At 56.6% G+C, this 16,473-nt stretch carries 14 protein-coding genes; 10 read left to right on the top strand and 4 right to left on the bottom strand.

The annotated features are described in order from the left end of the window. Positions 1-39: 39 nt before the first annotated feature. Both LG300_RS10125 and LG300_RS10120 read right to left on the bottom strand, forming a co-directional pair. On the bottom strand, positions 40-3,108 hold the full coding sequence (locus LG300_RS10125; protein ID WP_404375092.1) for an efflux RND transporter permease subunit: 3,069 nt from the start codon (positions 3,106-3,108) through the stop codon (positions 40-42). Continuing rightward, positions 3,092-4,183 carry an efflux RND transporter periplasmic adaptor subunit gene (locus LG300_RS10120; protein WP_404375090.1) on the bottom strand — a complete coding sequence of 364 codons (1,092 nt, stop codon included), beginning with the start codon at positions 4,181-4,183 and terminating at the stop codon, positions 3,092-3,094. Before LG300_RS10120 ends, LG300_RS10125 begins: the two co-directional genes overlap by 17 nt. A 239-nt stretch (positions 4,184-4,422) precedes the next feature. On the opposite strand from LG300_RS10120, the gene LG300_RS10115 reads away from it, so the two are divergent. Next, positions 4,423-5,397, top strand: a complete 975-nt coding sequence (locus LG300_RS10115) for a malate dehydrogenase (RefSeq protein ID WP_404375088.1) — start codon at positions 4,423-4,425, stop codon at positions 5,395-5,397. A 92-nt stretch (positions 5,398-5,489) separates the two neighbouring features. Here LG300_RS10115 and LG300_RS10110 read toward each other — a convergent pair whose 3' ends face one another. Then, positions 5,490-6,146 (bottom strand): HAD family hydrolase, encoded by a 657-nt coding sequence (locus LG300_RS10110; RefSeq protein WP_404375086.1) that lies wholly within the window; start codon positions 6,144-6,146, stop codon positions 5,490-5,492. A gap of 163 nt (positions 6,147-6,309) precedes the next feature. On the opposite strand from LG300_RS10110, the gene LG300_RS10105 reads away from it, so the two are divergent. Next, positions 6,310-6,804 (top strand): RNA pyrophosphohydrolase, encoded by a 495-nt coding sequence (locus tag LG300_RS10105; protein ID WP_404375084.1) that lies wholly within the window; start codon positions 6,310-6,312, stop codon positions 6,802-6,804. 85 nt (positions 6,805-6,889) lie between these two features. Beyond that, positions 6,890-9,151 (top strand): phosphoenolpyruvate--protein phosphotransferase, encoded by a 2,262-nt coding sequence (gene ptsP / locus LG300_RS10100; RefSeq protein WP_404375082.1) that lies wholly within the window; start codon positions 6,890-6,892, stop codon positions 9,149-9,151. Between the two features lie 7 nt (positions 9,152-9,158). Here ptsP and LG300_RS10095 read toward each other — a convergent pair whose 3' ends face one another. Continuing rightward, positions 9,159-9,926, bottom strand: coding sequence for an NRDE family protein (locus LG300_RS10095; RefSeq protein WP_404375081.1), 768 nt, complete (start codon positions 9,924-9,926; stop codon positions 9,159-9,161). 150 nt (positions 9,927-10,076) lie between these two features. Between LG300_RS10095 and LG300_RS10090 the strand changes: the two genes are divergently transcribed. The 7 genes from LG300_RS10090 to LG300_RS10060 all read left to right on the top strand — a co-directional run bounded on the left by LG300_RS10090 (position 10,077) and on the right by LG300_RS10060 (position 16,468). Next, entirely contained in the window at positions 10,077-11,255 is a 1,179-nt protein-coding gene (locus LG300_RS10090; RefSeq protein WP_404375079.1) for a response regulator, read from the top strand. Beyond that, positions 11,252-12,049, top strand: coding sequence for a sulfite exporter TauE/SafE family protein (locus LG300_RS10085; RefSeq protein WP_404375077.1), 798 nt, complete (start codon positions 11,252-11,254; stop codon positions 12,047-12,049). The genes LG300_RS10090 and LG300_RS10085 overlap by 4 nt, the downstream gene beginning before the upstream one ends. Positions 12,050-12,095: 46 nt before the next feature. Further along, positions 12,096-12,884, top strand: coding sequence for a prolipoprotein diacylglyceryl transferase (gene lgt / locus LG300_RS10080; RefSeq protein ID WP_404375074.1), 789 nt, complete (start codon positions 12,096-12,098; stop codon positions 12,882-12,884). A 136-nt stretch (positions 12,885-13,020) separates the two neighbouring features. Beyond that, positions 13,021-13,839 carry a thymidylate synthase gene (locus tag LG300_RS10075; RefSeq protein ID WP_404378021.1) on the top strand — a complete coding sequence of 273 codons (819 nt, stop codon included), beginning with the start codon at positions 13,021-13,023 and terminating at the stop codon, positions 13,837-13,839. Then, on the top strand, positions 13,836-14,375 hold the full coding sequence (locus LG300_RS10070) for a dihydrofolate reductase (RefSeq protein WP_404375072.1): 540 nt from the start codon (positions 13,836-13,838) through the stop codon (positions 14,373-14,375). Before LG300_RS10075 ends, LG300_RS10070 begins: the two co-directional genes overlap by 4 nt. 19 nt (positions 14,376-14,394) lie before the next feature. Next, entirely contained in the window at positions 14,395-15,138 is a 744-nt protein-coding gene (locus LG300_RS10065) for a ProQ/FINO family protein (RefSeq protein ID WP_404375070.1), read from the top strand. A 262-nt stretch (positions 15,139-15,400) separates the two neighbouring features. Further along, positions 15,401-16,468, top strand: a complete 1,068-nt coding sequence (locus tag LG300_RS10060) for a porin (protein ID WP_404375068.1) — start codon at positions 15,401-15,403, stop codon at positions 16,466-16,468. Positions 16,469-16,473 lie beyond the last annotated feature (5 nt).

Below are 16,473 nucleotides of genomic sequence, written 5' to 3'. Positions count from 1 at the left end.
TGCCAAGGCAGCGCCTAGCGCTGCCTTGCTGTTCACCATTCACTTCTCACGCCGTAAGCGACCGCCAATCACCAGCATACAGGGGGTGAGCAGTAGCGTGAGGGCGGTGGCGAAAGTCAGGCCACCGGCAATGGCGCTGGACATCTGGGTCCACCACTGGGCGGAAGGGGCGTTGAATCCTAGCGCTGGGGCGAAGAGGTTCACGTTTATCCCTAGCACCATCGGCATCAGCCCCAGCACCGTGGTAATCGCGGTCAGCAGTACCGGCCGCAGGCGTAGGCAGCCTGCCTCTAACGCCGCTTGGGCGGGGGGCATGCCGTCCCCGCGAAGCTCATTGTAGGTGTCGATCAAGACGATATTGTTGTTTACCACAATCCCCGCTAGGGCGATCACGCCCATCCCCACCATCACGATACCGAACGCTTGGCCGGTGATAAGTAGCCCCATCAATACCCCTGCCGTTGAGAACACAATAGCCGAGAGCACCAGCACGGCTTGATAGTAGCTATTGAACTGGGTCACCAGAATCAACGCCATCAAGCCGATGGCGATCAAAAAGGCGTTCACCAGGAACTGCATTGACTCCTGCTGATCCTCCTGCTCCCCGGCCACGTTGACCATTAGCGTCTCGGGCAGCTGGCCCTGGCCCGCTTTGAACAGCGCCCGCAGCCGCTCATCGGCTAAGTAGCCCGGGGCTAGGTCCGCTTCAATAGTAATGGCGCGGCGGCCATCAATCCGGTTAAGCGCGCCCACTTTCGGCGCGGGGGTAATCTCCACAAAATGGGAGATGGGCACCTGGCCCCGTGGCGTGTTAATGGTTAAACGCTCAAGCTGGTTCAGCGTGCGCCAGTTCTCCGGTAAGCGAACACGAATATCCACTTCATCGCTAACGGTAGGCGGACGATAGCTCGCTACCTGAAGCCCCGTGGTGAGCAGCTGCACCGCGCTACCCACCGTGGTGACGTCGGTTCCCATCCGTGCGGCGGCTTCCCGGTCCACCTTCACTTGCCACTCAACCCCCGGCAGGCTGCGGTTATCCTGAATATCGGTAAAACCGCCCAGTTCGCGCATCAGCGCCGTGATCCGGTCCACGCCAGCGTCGGCAATGTCGGGGTCGTTGGCGCTGACTTCCAGCACAATCGGCTTGCCGCCGCCAGGTCCCATCTCCTGCTCCTGAAACTCTAATACAATGCCGGGAATATCCCGGGTGCGCTCGGCCATATCCGCCAAAATGGTGCGGGCGAGACGGCGTTGGTACCAGTCGATAAACTGGAACTGCAGCATACCGATGACATCGCTGCCCATTTGTTGGTCAGGCACGGCAAAGGAGCGGGCATAGAGGGCTTCGACTTCCCCCATGCCGCCCAAGCGCTGCTCGACCCGCTGCAGGATTGCATCAGCCTCTTCGGCAGAGAAGTCGCCACGGGCGCGTACCAGCACCTGGGCGCTATCCGGCTCTACGTTGGGGAAGAAGTCGACGCCGTGGTTAAACCTCGCATAGCCCGTATAGAGCAGCGCAATCAGCAGCACGGCAAACAGCAGTACCCAGCCGGGATGCTGTAGCAGGCGACCCAGCACACGGCGGTAGCCACGGCCTAAGGCAGTGCTTTCATCCACCGGCCCGGTGCCGCTGGCGTGGGAGGTGCGCGTGAATAGGCGGCCCAGCGTCGGTAGAAACACCAGGGCCATCGCCAGGGAGGCCAGCAGGCATAACACCACCGTGGCGGGTAGGTACTTCATAAACTGGCCCACTACGCCGGGCCAGAACAGTAGGGGGATAAAGACCACTACGGTCGTCGCAGTGGAGGCGATAACCGGCCAGCTCATCCGCGAAGCGGCATTCAGCCACGCCTGATAAGGGGCTTGCCCCTCGTGCAAGTGGCGGTCTGCCAGCTCGCTGACCACAATGGCGCCGTCTACCAACATACCCGCCACCAGGATAAGGGCAAACAGCACCACAATGTTGAGCGTAAAACCGAATGCCCACACCAGCAGAATGCCGGTGAGAAATGCCCCTGGAATGGTAAGCCCTACCAACAGCGCCATTCGCCAGCCCATCACCGCCACCACCACAATCAGTACCAGCACTACGGCGGTTAATACGTTATTCAGCAGCTCCGAGAGCATGTTCTGAACGGTGACTGATTCATCCAAAATGGTGGTGATCCGCAGTTGCTCGGGCAGCAGGTCTTCCGCCTGGGTGAACTGCTCGCGCACCGCCTCAATGGTGGCGATGATATTGGCTCCGGCGCGTTTAGAGATTTCTAGCACCACGGCGGGTTGGCCATCTATACGGGCGAATCCCTCAGCCTCTTTGTAGGTGGGGTGAATCCAGGCGACATCGCCAAAGGTGACCACTCGGTCCTTATCCACCTTCACTGGCATGTTCATCACGTCGTTTAATGATTCGATAATGCCAGGGACTTTGAGTGCTAACCGCCCCGCACCGGTGTCCAAGCTACCGGCGGCTACCAGTCGGTTATTGCGCGATATCAGGTTAAAAAGGGTATCGAAGTCAACGCCGTAGCTCTCTAGCACTAGCGGGTCCACCACAATCTCCAGTAAATCCTCCCGCTCGCCAGCGATCTCCACCTCCAATACATCGGCGATGCCTTCGATTTCCTCTTTCAGCCGCCGAGCGATCGTCATTCGTTCTCGGGTATCCAGCTCGCCAGAGAGGCCGATACTCAATACCGGAAACTCAGAAACATTCACCTCCATCACGCGAGGCTCTTCGGCCTCGTCTGGCAGGCTGCTACGGGCGATATCTACCCGCTCGCGCACGTCGGAAAGCGCCGTATCAGGGTCGAAGCCGGGATCGAACTCCAGTGTGACCGAAGCGTGGCCTTCGCTGGATTGGGCAGTGAATTTACGCAGCCCCTCGATGCCACGCAGCTCCTGCTCCATGGGGCGAACTAGCAGTCGCTCACCATCTTCGGGGCTAACGCCCTCCAGGGCGAGAGAGACGTAGATAATCGGAATGGTAACGTCAGGGTTAGCTTCCTTGGGGATGGCCTGCCATGCCGCTGTGCCCGCCAGCAGTAGCCCAATCAATAGCAGCAATGTGGTACGGGTGTGGGTGAGGGCTGCATTAATTAACTGGCGCATGTCCACCTTCCTGGGCAGGCACGGGGGTTACCGCTTCACCGACACTGACCAAGCCAGCGCCTAGGGTAATCAGCGTGACTGGATCGGGTAGGCCGCTGACATAGGCGCGTTCGGTATCGGCGCTAACCAGCTCTACGGCGGTTTGCACCACGCGGTTCTCCCCGTCCAGGTGTTTGATTGCTAACTCCCCCTGTTCATTCAGGCTAAAGAGCGCGGGGGAGAGGGTATGTACCTGGCGGGGCGGCAGGGTAACGGTGAACTCAGCACTGCCGCCTGCCAGGCGCTGTCGCTTGGGGTTGTCCAACGACACTTCGAGATAGAACGACCGCGTGGCTTCCTCCGCCCGGCTGCTGATATAGCTCACCTCGCCGGTCAGCGATTCGCCGTTAAGTAGCCGTGCGGTAACCGGCAACCCAACGCTTAACGCCCCCACCTGCTGCTGCGACACCCAGGCGGTGCCGGTTAGGCGGCGGTCGTCAATTAGGCGAGCCCACTCCTCGCCGGGTTGGAGCAGGTCGCCAAGCTCTACTTGCACCCGGTCGATGGTGCCATCAAAAGGCGCTGTGGGGCGGGTGTCCCGCAGCTGCTTCTCTAGCTGCGCCACTTGCGCGGCGCTGGCGCTGAGCGCGCTCTGCAGGCGCAGCAGCTCCGGCTGGGAAATCAGTTCGCGGCGGCGCAGGTTTTGGGCACCGGCGTACTCTGCTTCGGCTAGGGCTAGCTCATCCCGCGCTTGCTGCAACCGTTCGGGCAAGGCGTTGTTATCAAGGATAAGCAGCGTCTCCCCCTGGCGAACGCTTTCCCCTTGGGCAATCGGCTTTTCCGCCACATAGCCTGCCACGTTGGCGCGCAGCACCGTCTCACGCTCGGCGGTCAGCTGCCCCTGGAGCACTTGCTGAGGAATATAGGGCGTACTCTGCTGCGTAATAACCTCCACCCGGGGGAGCGCTTCTTGCCCATTGGCGGCGGTATCCGGGGGCGTGGATTGAAAACGCTGAAAATCGCCAATGGCTAGCCATACCACTAGTGCCAGCACCAGCAGGCTGGCCAGTGCGTAGGAGGGGGGGATTCGTCGCATGGGAAGTCACTGTTCCAAAAGGTCTATTCTCGAAGGGCACAACGATAGGTAGCACGGTAATAAAGCGCCCTCAGCCCGTCACACCATAGCGCAACTGGCCGCTTCCAGCGAGTACCAAGCCAGCTCGTGAATGGGTAGTAGTCTCATGTCTGATTGAGTTTTTAAACATCTGGGCATAACATCACTGCGCTAATCTTTACCAGGCGAACCTCCAATAGGCGAACCATCAAGGAGCAATGATGAAAGATCCAGTACGTATTGCGATTACCGGCGGTGCCGGCCAGATCAGCTACTCCCTCATTTTCCGCATTGCCGCTGGCGACATGCTAGGGCCGGATCAGCCTGTCATTCTCCAGCTTCTCGAAATCCCGCAAGCGATGGACGCGCTGAATGGCGTGGTCATGGAAGTGAATGACTGTGCCTTCCCGCTGGTGCAGGATATCGTTGCTACCGACGATCCGAACGTTGCATTCAAAGATGCTGATTTCGCCCTGCTGGTAGGTGCACGTCCGCGTGGCCCGGGTATGGAGCGTAAAGACCTGCTGGAAGCTAACGCCGCGATCTTCTCTGTACAGGGTAAAGCGCTGAACGACCACGCTAGCCGTGACGTAAAAGTGCTGGTCGTCGGCAACCCGGCCAACACCAACGCGCTGATTGCTTCCTGCAACGCGCCTGATCTGGACGCTGGCCAGTTCACCGCCATGACGCGTTTGGACCATAACCGCGCGCTGACGCAGCTGGCACAGAAAACCGGCAAGCACGTCACCGACGTGGAAAACATGATCATCTGGGGCAACCACAGCGCCACTCAGTACCCGGATCTGGCCCAGTGCAAAGTAGATGGCAAGCCTGCTTTCGATCTGGTTGAGCGCGACTGGTACGAAAACGACTTCATCCCGACCGTACAGCAGCGCGGTGCCGCGATCATCAAGGCGCGTGGTGCTTCTTCCGCTGCTTCTGCCGCTTCTTCTGCTATCGACCACATGCGCGACTGGGCGCTGGGTTGCGACGGTATCGTTAGCATGGCGATTCCTTCCGACGGTAGCTACGGCATCGCCGAAGGCATCATCTACTCCTACCCGGTTCGCTGCCAGGGTGGCAAATACGAAATCGTACAAGGTTTCGAGCTGGACGAGTTCAGCAAAGAGAAGATGCAAGCCACCGAGAAAGAACTGCGTGAAGAGCGGGCTGCTGTTGAGCACCTGCTTGGCTAAGCACGCCTGCTAGCGCTCTTAAAGGAGCGTTTAGTAAAGCAAAACCCCGCAAGCTTGCTTGCGGGGTTTTTTGTTTCATCTCACCACTCACCCTAGTCCCGTAGGCTCATAATCCGCCAGTTGCGCTCTTCGGCTATTTGGCGCAGGGTGTCGTCGGGGTCAACAGCGACTGGGTGGTCGACTTCTTCAAGCAGCGGCAGGTCGTTGTGGGAGTCACTGTAAAACCAAGCGCCATCTAGGGTGACTTCTTGGTTTTCAAGCCATGCTTGCAGGCGAGTGACTTTGCCCTCGCGGTAGCTGGGCACGCCGTCTACGCGGCCGGTATAGCGGCCATCAATCATTTCTGGGTCAACGGCAATTAAGTGATCAACGCCCAGGCGCTCGGCAATTGGGCCAGTAATAAAGCGGTTAGTAGCGGTGATGATGAGCAGCGTATCGCCTTTGGTGCGGTGGCGGGCCAGTAACTCTTCGGCTTTAGGCAAAATATGTGGCTCGATTTTGCTCGCCATAAATTGCTGATGCCACGCAGCCAGCTGCTCCGGCGTGTTTTCGGCCAGCGGTTTCAGTGCCATTTCCAGAAACGCCGCCATATCTAGGGTGCCCGCATTATAGTCGGCCATAAAGCGTTCATTGGCTTCACGATAGGCAACCGGATCAACCGCACCTTGTTCGAGTAAGAACTCCCCCCAGGCATGATCGCTGTCGATGGATAGCAGCGTATTATCCAAATCGAAAATGGCCAGACTCACGGCGCTCCCCTTATGGTTAATGTTGGACGTTGGTCGTCGGACACAAAGCGGCGGATTATCGCAGAGTCACCAGGGTTTCACCACTTGCCATGATATTGTGTTGATACGGTTGTCTCCCTTGTGGAAAAATGGGCATAACTGAAAATTTATGAAGGTGATGTCCGTGATCGACGCTGACGGCTTTCGCCCCAATGTTGGCATTATTATTGCCAACAGCCAGGGGCAGCTGCTTTGGGCGCGTCGTGTAGGGCAAAACGCGTGGCAGTTTCCCCAGGGAGGCATCAAAGCAAGCGAGACTCCACAACAAGCGCTTTTTCGTGAACTCCACGAAGAAATCGGCCTAACCGCCGACGATGTTGATATTGTCGCCTGCACCCGGGGCTGGCTGCGCTACCGTCTGCCACGACGCATGATTCGTACCCACTCAAGGCCGGTGTGTATCGGCCAAAAGCAGAAGTGGTTTTTACTGAAAATCCGTTGCCAGGAAAACCGTATTTGTATGACGGCCACGCCCAAGCCGGAATTCGACGGTTGGCGGTGGGTGAGCTACTGGTACCCGCTAGGGCAAGTAGTACCTTTTAAACGAGAGGTCTATCGGCGCGCGCTACGAGAGCTTTCTCCCCGCGTACAGCGCTTGGCACAAGATGGCGAAGGGTAACGCGCGTGTCACGACTTGGCACAGGCAGCAGTAGCCGCCGGACACTCCCTCAGCGAGGCAAATAATAGTGAATAGAAAAACGTCCATGCTTGAGGTGCTGCGACGCGTTATTCAAGAAGTGAATGGCGCAAGAAACCTCGACGCCGCGCTGTCTACCATGGTACGCCGCATACGCAAAGCGATGCAGACCGACGTCTGCTCCTTTTATCTTTACGATAAAGAGCTGGAGTCGCTGGTATTGATGGAAACCATAGGCCTACGCACCCAGGCCGTTGGTCGCGTGGTGCTACCGCTGGGCGAAGGCCTGGTGGGGCTAGTGGCCAAGCGCAGCGAACCGCTCAACCTAGAGGATGCCCAGTCGCACCCCCACTTCCGCTACTTTGAAGCGACTGGAGAAGAGCGTTATTCAAGCTTTCTTGGGGTGCCGATCATTCACCAGCGCCACATGCTGGGGGTGCTGGTGGTTCAGCAGGCGGAAAAACGCCGCTACGACGACGAAGATGAAGCCTTCCTGGTAACCATGGCTGCCCAGCTCGCAGGTGTACTGGCCCACGCGCTGGCAACCGGTAACCTCACGCGCCCAGCGCTACCCGGCGGCCAGGCCATGTTTAAGGGGGTGGCGGCATCGCCCGGCATGGCCATGGGCGAAGCTGTGGTAATTACTCCACCCGCCGATCTCAACAGCGTGCCCGACCTGATCCCCAGTGACCAGGAGTACGAAATTGCCCGGCTAAAGGAAGCCATTGGTAAAACCCGCGATGAGATCCGTGCTGCCGCCGAACGCTTGGTGAATCGGATCTCTTCCCAGGAGCTAGCGCTGTTTGACGTGTACCAGCAGATGCTGGGCGAAGCAGCGCTCTCTGAAGAAGTAGAGAAGCGTATCCGCGAAGGCCAATGGGCGCCGGGAGCGCTGGCCGATGTTGTGCGTCGCCATGTTCAATATCTGGAGCGGGTCGATGATGATTACCTGCGCGAGCGGGCGGCGGATATCCGCGACCTTGGCCGCCGCGTGCTGGCGCACCTGCAGGAGGATACGCCCTCCACACCGGAAACATATCCAGATAACGCTATTCTGGTGGGTGATGAAATCAGCGTCGCCATGCTGGGGGAGGTGCCGCGGGACAAGCTGAAAGGTTTGGTGTCGGTGCGTGGCTCCAGCACATCCCACGTCGCGATTGTCGCACGTGCAATGGGCATACCCACCGTCTTAGGGATGGTAGACCTACCGCTGCCACGCTTAAACGGAGCGCCCGTGGTGCTAGATGGCCACCGTGGGCGGCTATTTGTGCGCCCTGCCGCCGAACTGCAAACTCGCTATGCCAGCCTGATTGCCGAAGAAAAAGTGCTCAGTGAAGTCTTGGAGCACGAGCAGGACCTGCCCAGCGAAACCCCTGACGGCCATCAAATGCCGCTGATGGTGAATACCGGCTTGGCAGTGGACGCATCAACGCTGCTAAAAAGCCGCATTGGCGGGGTAGGACTCTACCGTACCGAAGTGCCATTCATGATTACCGAGCGCTTCCCCGGCGAGAAAGAGCAGATGCGTATGTACCGCGAGCAGTTGGAGGGGTTTGCGCCGCTGCCAGTGGTCATGCGTACCTTGGATATCGGCGGTGATAAAGATTTGCCCTACTTCCCCATTGAAGAAGCCAACCCATTTCTGGGCTGGCGGGGGATGCGCGTGACGCTAGACCATCCCGAAGTGCTCATGGTGCAGCTGCGCGCTATGCTCAAGGCCTCCCACGACTTGGGTAACCTCAATGTGCTCTTCCCCATGATCACCAATGTGGAAGAGGTAGATGAGGCAATACGGTTGCTTGATCGCGCCATCGTAGAACTGGGTGAAGAGGGAGTGGCGGTTGAGCGGCCCAAGGTGGGAGTGATGATTGAGGTACCCGCCACGATTTACCAGATGGATGCGCTGGCTAAGCGGGTCGACTTCTTCTCCGTGGGCAGTAACGATCTTACCCAGTACCTGCTGGCGGTAGACCGCAACAACCCGAGGGTGTCTAGCCTGTACGATGCATTGCATCCTGCGCTGCTCGGTGCCCTGCAAGAGCTTGCTCATGACGCCAAGCGGCTAAATAAACCCATTTCGCTGTGCGGTGAGCTGGCGGGCGACCCGGCAGGGGCCCTGCTATTAATGGCCATGGGCTTTACCAGCCTCTCTATGAATGCACCCAGCCTGCCCAAAGTGCGGGCGGCTATCCGGCGGGTCACCATGGAGGATGCCCAAATGCTGCTAAAAGAGATCATGCGGCTGGACACCCCCGCGCTTGTCCACGAGCATCTTAATAAACGGTTGGATCAGTGGCAGCTAACTCACCTATTGCCGCCAAGGGATTAATACGCTGCTAACGGTGACAAAGCGCCGTTAGCGTCGTTTCGCCGGTAAAGCGCCCGAAGGGTCCAAAACGCTGCTCCGTGATAGTGGCATCGCCCCGGTGAGTGAGTGTCACCCAGGTGGTGGCGCGGGTGCCATACTGCTCGCCAACAATAAAAGCTGCCGAGAGCTGGCGCTCAAGAGCCATGCCAACTCCTGTGTCAGGAAGTAATTGGTCGGCCGCTAGCGCGGGGTTGTGCAACGCCTGCCGGGTAGCTAGCCGCCAACGGTTGATGTCGCTACCCTCCAAAGCGCAGCGAACGGCCTGAAGCTTAGGCCAGGGCGTATTCAGGCTGGCATTAGATAGCCCATGCACTCCAGGTGGCACGCTGGTAAGCGAGACGCCATCGCTTCCACGGTGTAGGTGCCAACACTGGCGAGGGGTGGCGACTAATAAGTTAAAGCCTGCATAGCGCTCGGCTTGGTGGCTCGCCAGCATATTTAGCCATGCGGCGGGGTCGTCACTGGCGAGCACTCCCGCTACTAACTCGCCACGGCTAGGCGCATTAGGGGGAGTAGCTAACGAGGTATCGCGCACGTTGGTCAGGGCTGCCACCACGCCATGCCGGTTTGCCGCCAGCCACGTGCCACCTGCTTCTAGGTCGCGTCCACCCAGCAGCGCCTGGTTACGCCACACAGCTAAAGGCGCAGTGGGGCGTGCGTGGAACTCATCACGGTTACCCGCTAAACGTAGCGGTATTTGGCTATCGGGTGTCCAGCTAAACGTCAGTAAACACATAAAAAGCTCGTCGTAGTCACTATTTGGGGTCTTCATAAACGGCGTGGCATGACACGCTTAGGGCGGCGGCGTACACTTAATTTGGAAGTTTGTGATGATGTGGGCCACCTATATGGGGCATAACGCTCCTTGCCAACAGGGAAATCGCGAATGATGCAACGCTATCAGCGAGAGCATATCTGGAATGCCATTATCTGGCCGGTACTTTGGCCTTTGTTACTGGTTCAGGCCGCGCTTATCCTGCTGTGTGTGTTGGTAGGGGCGGTTATCTGGTTAATGTCGCCCAGCCAAGCGTCCTGGGCAACTACGCTATGGTTAATGCTGGCGCTTTTGCTGGGCAGCTGCATGAATGTTGGCGCTTTTCTGATGTTGATTAAAGCGCGGGCAAAGCACAAAGATGCTCTTTTTATGCAGGGGCTTAGCGAGCTTGAACTCCATCTTAATGCACTGCAGAGGGAAATTGCTCCCCATGCTCCCGTGATACTCATGGCAGAGAGTAGCAACGAGCGCCCCTTTAAGCGGCTTATCCGTGCGAATGACCTATTCGCAGACATGATCCGTACGTTGGATAAAACTGGCCGTATTGCGGCAGCGGATGAGCGTAAAAAAACGGATCAAGCGTTACTGGACGATTTGCACCACCAGCAGAAGCAGCTCAAACATTTAATGGCAGGCAGGGAGCGTGCAAGGGAAGAGTCTCGGCTCAAATCGGGCTATTTAACACTGCTGCAGCGGGAGGCCGATAGCCTGTTTGAGTATCTTAGCAGCATATTAACGGAAGAGACGTCGGACTCCTGCCGCCAGCATGTTACTTATGTGCGTGAGCGTCTTGCTGATATTCGTTCTTTGTTGGCTAACTTTGCACAGCAACACGCTCCTGAGGCTAACACTCCCGATAGGCCTACCGATAGACCTACAGCCAGTGAGCATCAGCCGTGCGTATTAGTGGTGGATGATGGGCCGGTGAACCTGATGTTGGCACGGCAAATGTTAGAGTCTCAAGGCCTTAGGGTGGAGGGAGTTAGTAGCGGCGAGCAGGCGCTAGAACGTCAGCAATCCACCTTTTATGACTTAGTCTTCATGGATATTTTTATGCCTACTCTCGATGGGTTTGAGACGACTCGCCGCTGGCGGAAGTTCGAACAGTCGAACCAAAATCAACAGCGCAGTGTGTTGATTGCATTGACTGCTAATGTCGATAACGCAGACAGAGCGACCTGCGAAGCTGCCGGCTTGGATGACCTTCTGGCTAAACCCTATCAACCAGATACCTTAAACAGCATGATCAATAAATGGTTGCCTAACGCCCTGGAGACGCCGAACCCATGACCTTTGCAGCCATTTTGGCCAGTTACTTAGCGCTAGGAGCGGTCGCAGGCACGATGGCTGGGCTGTTTGGGGTGGGTGGTGGAATTATTATTGTGCCCGTGCTGGTGTTTGCCTTTGGGCTGCAGGGTATTCCTCCAGACATTACGATGCACTTAGCGGTAGGTACCTCGTTAGCCACCATCGTGGTTACGGGAGCTTCATCGGCGCTTGGGCATTTTCGCAGGGGCAGCATCCATCGCCCCTGGCTGCTGGCGCTACTGCCCGGACTCATGCTAGGCGCCATGGCGGGTGTCTTTATTGCCGATAACCTCTCCGGCACCGTGCTAGGTACGCTGTTCGGCATATTTGTGCTGCTGCTGGCAGGCAAGATGGCGATGGGGCTGACACCCAAGCCCGGTACGATGGCTCCCGGGAAAACCGCGATGACCATTGCCGGAGGTGTGGTCGGCGCTATTTCTGCGCTGTTCGGCATCGGCGGCGGCACCATGACTGTGCCTTGGCTCTCCCGCTGTGGTGCCACTATGACCCAGGCCGTGGGAACTTCAGCAGCGTGCGGCTTACCAATAGCCGCCGTAGGCGCCATCACCTTCATTGTGGTGGGGTGGGGCAACCCGCTACTACCGCCGTTGGCAACCGGATTTGTGATGTGGCCTGCCTTTATCGGGATTGTGGCCACCAGCGTGCTGTTTGCTCGGTTGGGTGTCCGTTTGGCGCATGTGCTACCTGCTCGTGTGCTGCGTTTTAGCTTCGCTACTCTACTCGCCGTAGTAGGGATTCGCTTCATACTGGCGTAATCGCCTCCTGGCAAGCTGTGATATTTCCTTTTCTTAGAGAAAGCAGATGATTAACTACCCAACGATAGATCCTGTCGCGATTTCCCTTGGCCCGCTACAAGTACATTGGTACGGCCTAATGTATGTGGTTGGTTTCGTGGCGGCCTGGTGGCTTGGCTGCAAGCGCGCACCGCGTATCGGCTTAACCAAAGATGATATTGGCGATCTGCTCTTCTACTGCGCCATTGGGGTAGTGGCCGGTGGCCGTCTGGGTTACGCGCTGTTTTACGGGCTGGAGCAGTGGATGGCTGACCCGCTTTGGGTCTTCCGCGTATGGGATGGCGGTATGAGTTTCCACGGCGGCCTATTGGGCGTGCTCTTGGCCGCCTGGCTATTTGCCCGACGCAAACAGCTAGCGTTCTTCGCTTTAACCGACTTTATCGCCCCGCTGGTACCGATTGGCCTAGGTGCTGGGCGAATCGGCAATTTTATTAATCATGAACTGCCGGGGCGCATTACCTCGTTGCCCTGGGGCATGCCATTCCCAGGCATGGGGCCAGAGCCGCGCCACCCGTCTGCACTCTATGAAGCCCTGTTGGAAGGCGTCGTGCTGTTTGCGATTCTTTGGTGGGTATCCGCCAAGCCGCGCGCCCGTGGCTTTGTCTCGGGGCTGTTCCTGCTAGGGTACGGCGTCTTCCGCTTTATAGTTGAGTTTGTGCGAATGCCGGATGCCCACATCGGCTTTATCGCCTTTGGCTGGGTCACCATGGGAATGCTGCTTACACTCCCAATGATCGCTCTTGGCCTGATCTTCATCGCGTGGTCACGCAATAAGCCCATCGACGCCAAGATTTAAAAAAGTTAAGTATTTCCATCGTTGTGTGAGTAGCTAGCTGGTTTGCTGGCTGCTCACTACGTCTCTGTATAGAATACATTCTTAAAATGACTGTTAACTTGGAATTTCTGTGACTGCAACAACGCCTACGCCTGCAATGAATTCAACGTTACCTGCGCTTGAACAGCCCTACCTGGACCTGATGCGTACCGTGCTGGAACAAGGCGTTGACCGCAGCGACCGCACCGGCACCGGCACGCGCTCGGTGTTTGGCCATCAAATGCGCTTTGATCTCTCACGCGGCTTCCCGCTGCTGACGACCAAAAAGTTGCACTTGCGCTCTATCATTCACGAGCTGCTGTGGTTTCTAAAAGGGGATACCAATATTGGCTATCTTCAAGAGAATGGGGTGCGCATTTGGGACGAGTGGGCCGATGAAAACGGTAACTTAGGCCCGGTATACGGCTACCAGTGGCGCAGTTGGCCAAGCCCTAAGGGTGGCAGCGTGGACCAAATTGCCAATGTGCTAGAGCAAATTCGTACTAACCCGCAGTCGCGGCGTTTAATTGTTTCAGCCTGGAACCCGGGCCAAGTGGATGAAATGAAGCTGCCGCCGTGCCACTGTCTGTTCCAGTTTTACGTTGCCAATGGACGGCTCTCCTGCCAGCTCTACCAGCGCAGCGCCGATATCTTCCTCGGTGTGCCGTTCAATATTGCCAGCTACGCACTGCTGCTGAGCATGGTGGCCCAGGTAACCGGCCTGCAGCCCGGAGAGTTTGTGCACACTCTTGGCGATGCGCATCTATACAGCAACCATTTGGAGCAGGCGCGGGAACAGCTCACCCGCACGCCGATGGCACCGCCTAAACTTGTGCTTAATCCCAAGGTCACGAGCCTGTTTGACTTCACCTTCGACGATATCCACATCGAAGATTACGCGTCGCACCCACACATCAAAGCAAAGGTAGCCGTATGAGTCAGCCAGCCAACACTTATGAATCGCTTGTCCCGGTCGCCATGATTGCTGCCATGGCCAAAAACCGCGTGATTGGCGTGGATGGCAAGCTGCCATGGTACCTGCCTGAAGATTTAAAGTTTTTTAAACGCATGACTCAAGCAAAACCGCTGGTGATGGGGCGCAAAACGTACGCCTCCATTGGCAAGCCATTGCCAAACCGGCTCAATATTGTGGTCACCCGGGATACCAACTTTGCGGCAGCAGGGGTGCGTGTTTGCCATGAGCTGCCGGCTGCCCTTGAGCTGGCCGACCAGCAGGCTACCATCGAGGCGGCAGAAGAAATCATGGTCATGGGAGGGGGGGAGATCTACCGTCAAGCGTTACCGTTTGCCCAGCGGTTATATATCACCGAAGTAGATATAGAAGTGGAAGGTGACGCCCAGTTCCCAGAGTTTTCGCTGGATGAGTGGCGAGAAGTGCAGCGTGTACCCGGCCAGCCAGCGGAAGGGCAGCCGCGCTATGACTTTGTGGTTTACGAGCGCTACAACGACTGATCAGGTCAAGGAGGGGGTTATGGCCGCCAGCGTACTGCATCTGTTAGAAACATTAGAAGCACGGCTTGAGCAAAAAAATGCTGAAATTACCGCACTGCGCGAAGAGAACGAGCGGTTAAGGCAGCAGCTGGCAGCCGTAGCCGCGCTAAGTGCCTCATCCACGTCAGACGTTGCAAGGGCAAGCGTTGCGAAGACGGACGTAGCAATGGCTCAAGAAGCGCCTGCTGATATATCTGCGCAAACACCTTCCCAAGCGCCTGTCCAGCCATCTACCCAGGCGCCTTCTCCGCAGGCACTGCTAAAGCAGTGGTATCAGCGCTACCCTAATGCTTTTTTTAAAGGCCATACCAAGCCGCTGAAGGTGGGTATTCACCAAGATTTAGCGGAGCGCGAACCTTGGTCGGGTAAATTAATTCGTCGTGCGCTGGCAAATTACGTCAACCTTCCCCGCTATATAAAATCAATGCGCGAAGGTGCCGAGCGGGTCGACCTGGATGGCAATCCGGCGGGCAAAGTCGATAAAGAAGCGGCGCAACATGCAAGCGAACGGCGTAAAGAAGCGCCGGAGAAAAAAGCAGCTGAGAACGCCACTCCCCATGCGCAAAAAAGCCCTACTAAAGCGGTATCGCCTGCTAAAAAAACGCTGCAGAGGGCAGATGAACAGCGCCCAAAAGCGGTAGTAGAAGAAAAAGATGAACAGAGAAAGCCGCTTAGCTTCGAAGAGAAGTTGAAAGGGCTACAGCAGAAATTTGAGCGCCACTGAGACCGAAAATGCTAGCTTGGGTTCCATAAAAATGCACAAAACGTAAAAAAACACTGTTTTATTCTATTGCGTTCACTGGAATCCCGGTATAGAGTTTGACCTGCGAGCATTGGACTATAACAAGGCGTTGTTGAGGACATGTCGCATACCACCGGGAAAAACCGGCGGATGAGAAAAGAGCATGGCCCGCAAGCCACATGCTGGCTTCTTTGAAGGCCAGTAATAACGATCGAAACAGTAAGCTAGTTAAGGAACCTACATCATGAAAAAGACACTTTTAGCGACTGCTATTGTTGGCGCCCTGGGTGCCTCCGCTGCCGCTCAAGCAGCTACCGTATATGACCAAGACGGCACCAAGCTTGACATCTATGGCCGTATCGCCATGGGGATTGAGGGCGGCGGTCCTGACGATAATGGAGCCATTGACAATGGTGCAGAGTTTATAGACGTTTACTCTCGCCTTGGTCTGCGCATGAGCCAGGAAGTAACTTCTGATCTGACCGCTTTCGGTCGTTTGGAGTGGCGTTTCCGTGGTGATGATCGTACTGATCTGAGCAATCCTTCAGACTCTGGCTTTAACGAAATTCGCCAGAGCTACATCGGTCTACAAAGCAAGCAGCTTGGTACTCTTCAAGCTGGTAACTTTGACGCCTTCTACAATCAGTTTGTTTCTCTGCCGTTTGATGTTTACATCAATCAAGGTCTAGAGTTTGCTAACCATACTAAGCAGTCGCGCGGTGACTCTATTGGTTACTACACTCCTGATCTGAACGGTTTCACTGCCGCGCTGCAAGCAAAACACTACAGTGTTCGTGGTGATGCCGAGCCAGCAGGTGATTCCACAGTAGCCGCTCAGGGTGCTGTTCGCTATGCTCAAGGTCCAGTTACCGTTGGTCTAGGTTTCGTTGACGATGTAGTTGAGGGTGGCGGCAACGACGAAATGCTGTACGGTCTGATTGGTTCATACGCCATTAATGACCAGTTCTCTGTTCGTTTAGGTTACGAAACTCGTGACAATAACGAAGCTGTAGGTAACGGCAGCAACGGTTACGATAAAGTTGGTCTTGGTGGTACTTTCTCTACTGGTCCTTGGGCATTCTCCGCTGATATCTACGATATCGATGAAGATGGTGCTCTTGGCGTAGATCGTACTTCCTGGGCGCTGGGTTCTTATTACAAAGTTTCCAGCAACTTTGATGTATTCGTCGAGCTTTACCAAGCTGATCAGCAGTCTGTAAGTGTTGACTTCGGTGGCGGTGAAATCATCGATGTACAGCGCTCTGACGATGATGACATCTACTACCTGACAGGTGCGCGTTACCACTTCTAAGCCTG

The organism is Vreelandella aquamarina, assembly GCF_044805175.1.
Lineage (GTDB): Bacteria > Pseudomonadota > Gammaproteobacteria > Pseudomonadales > Halomonadaceae > Vreelandella > Vreelandella aquamarina_B.
This window is presented reverse-complemented; position numbering and strand designations above follow the sequence as displayed.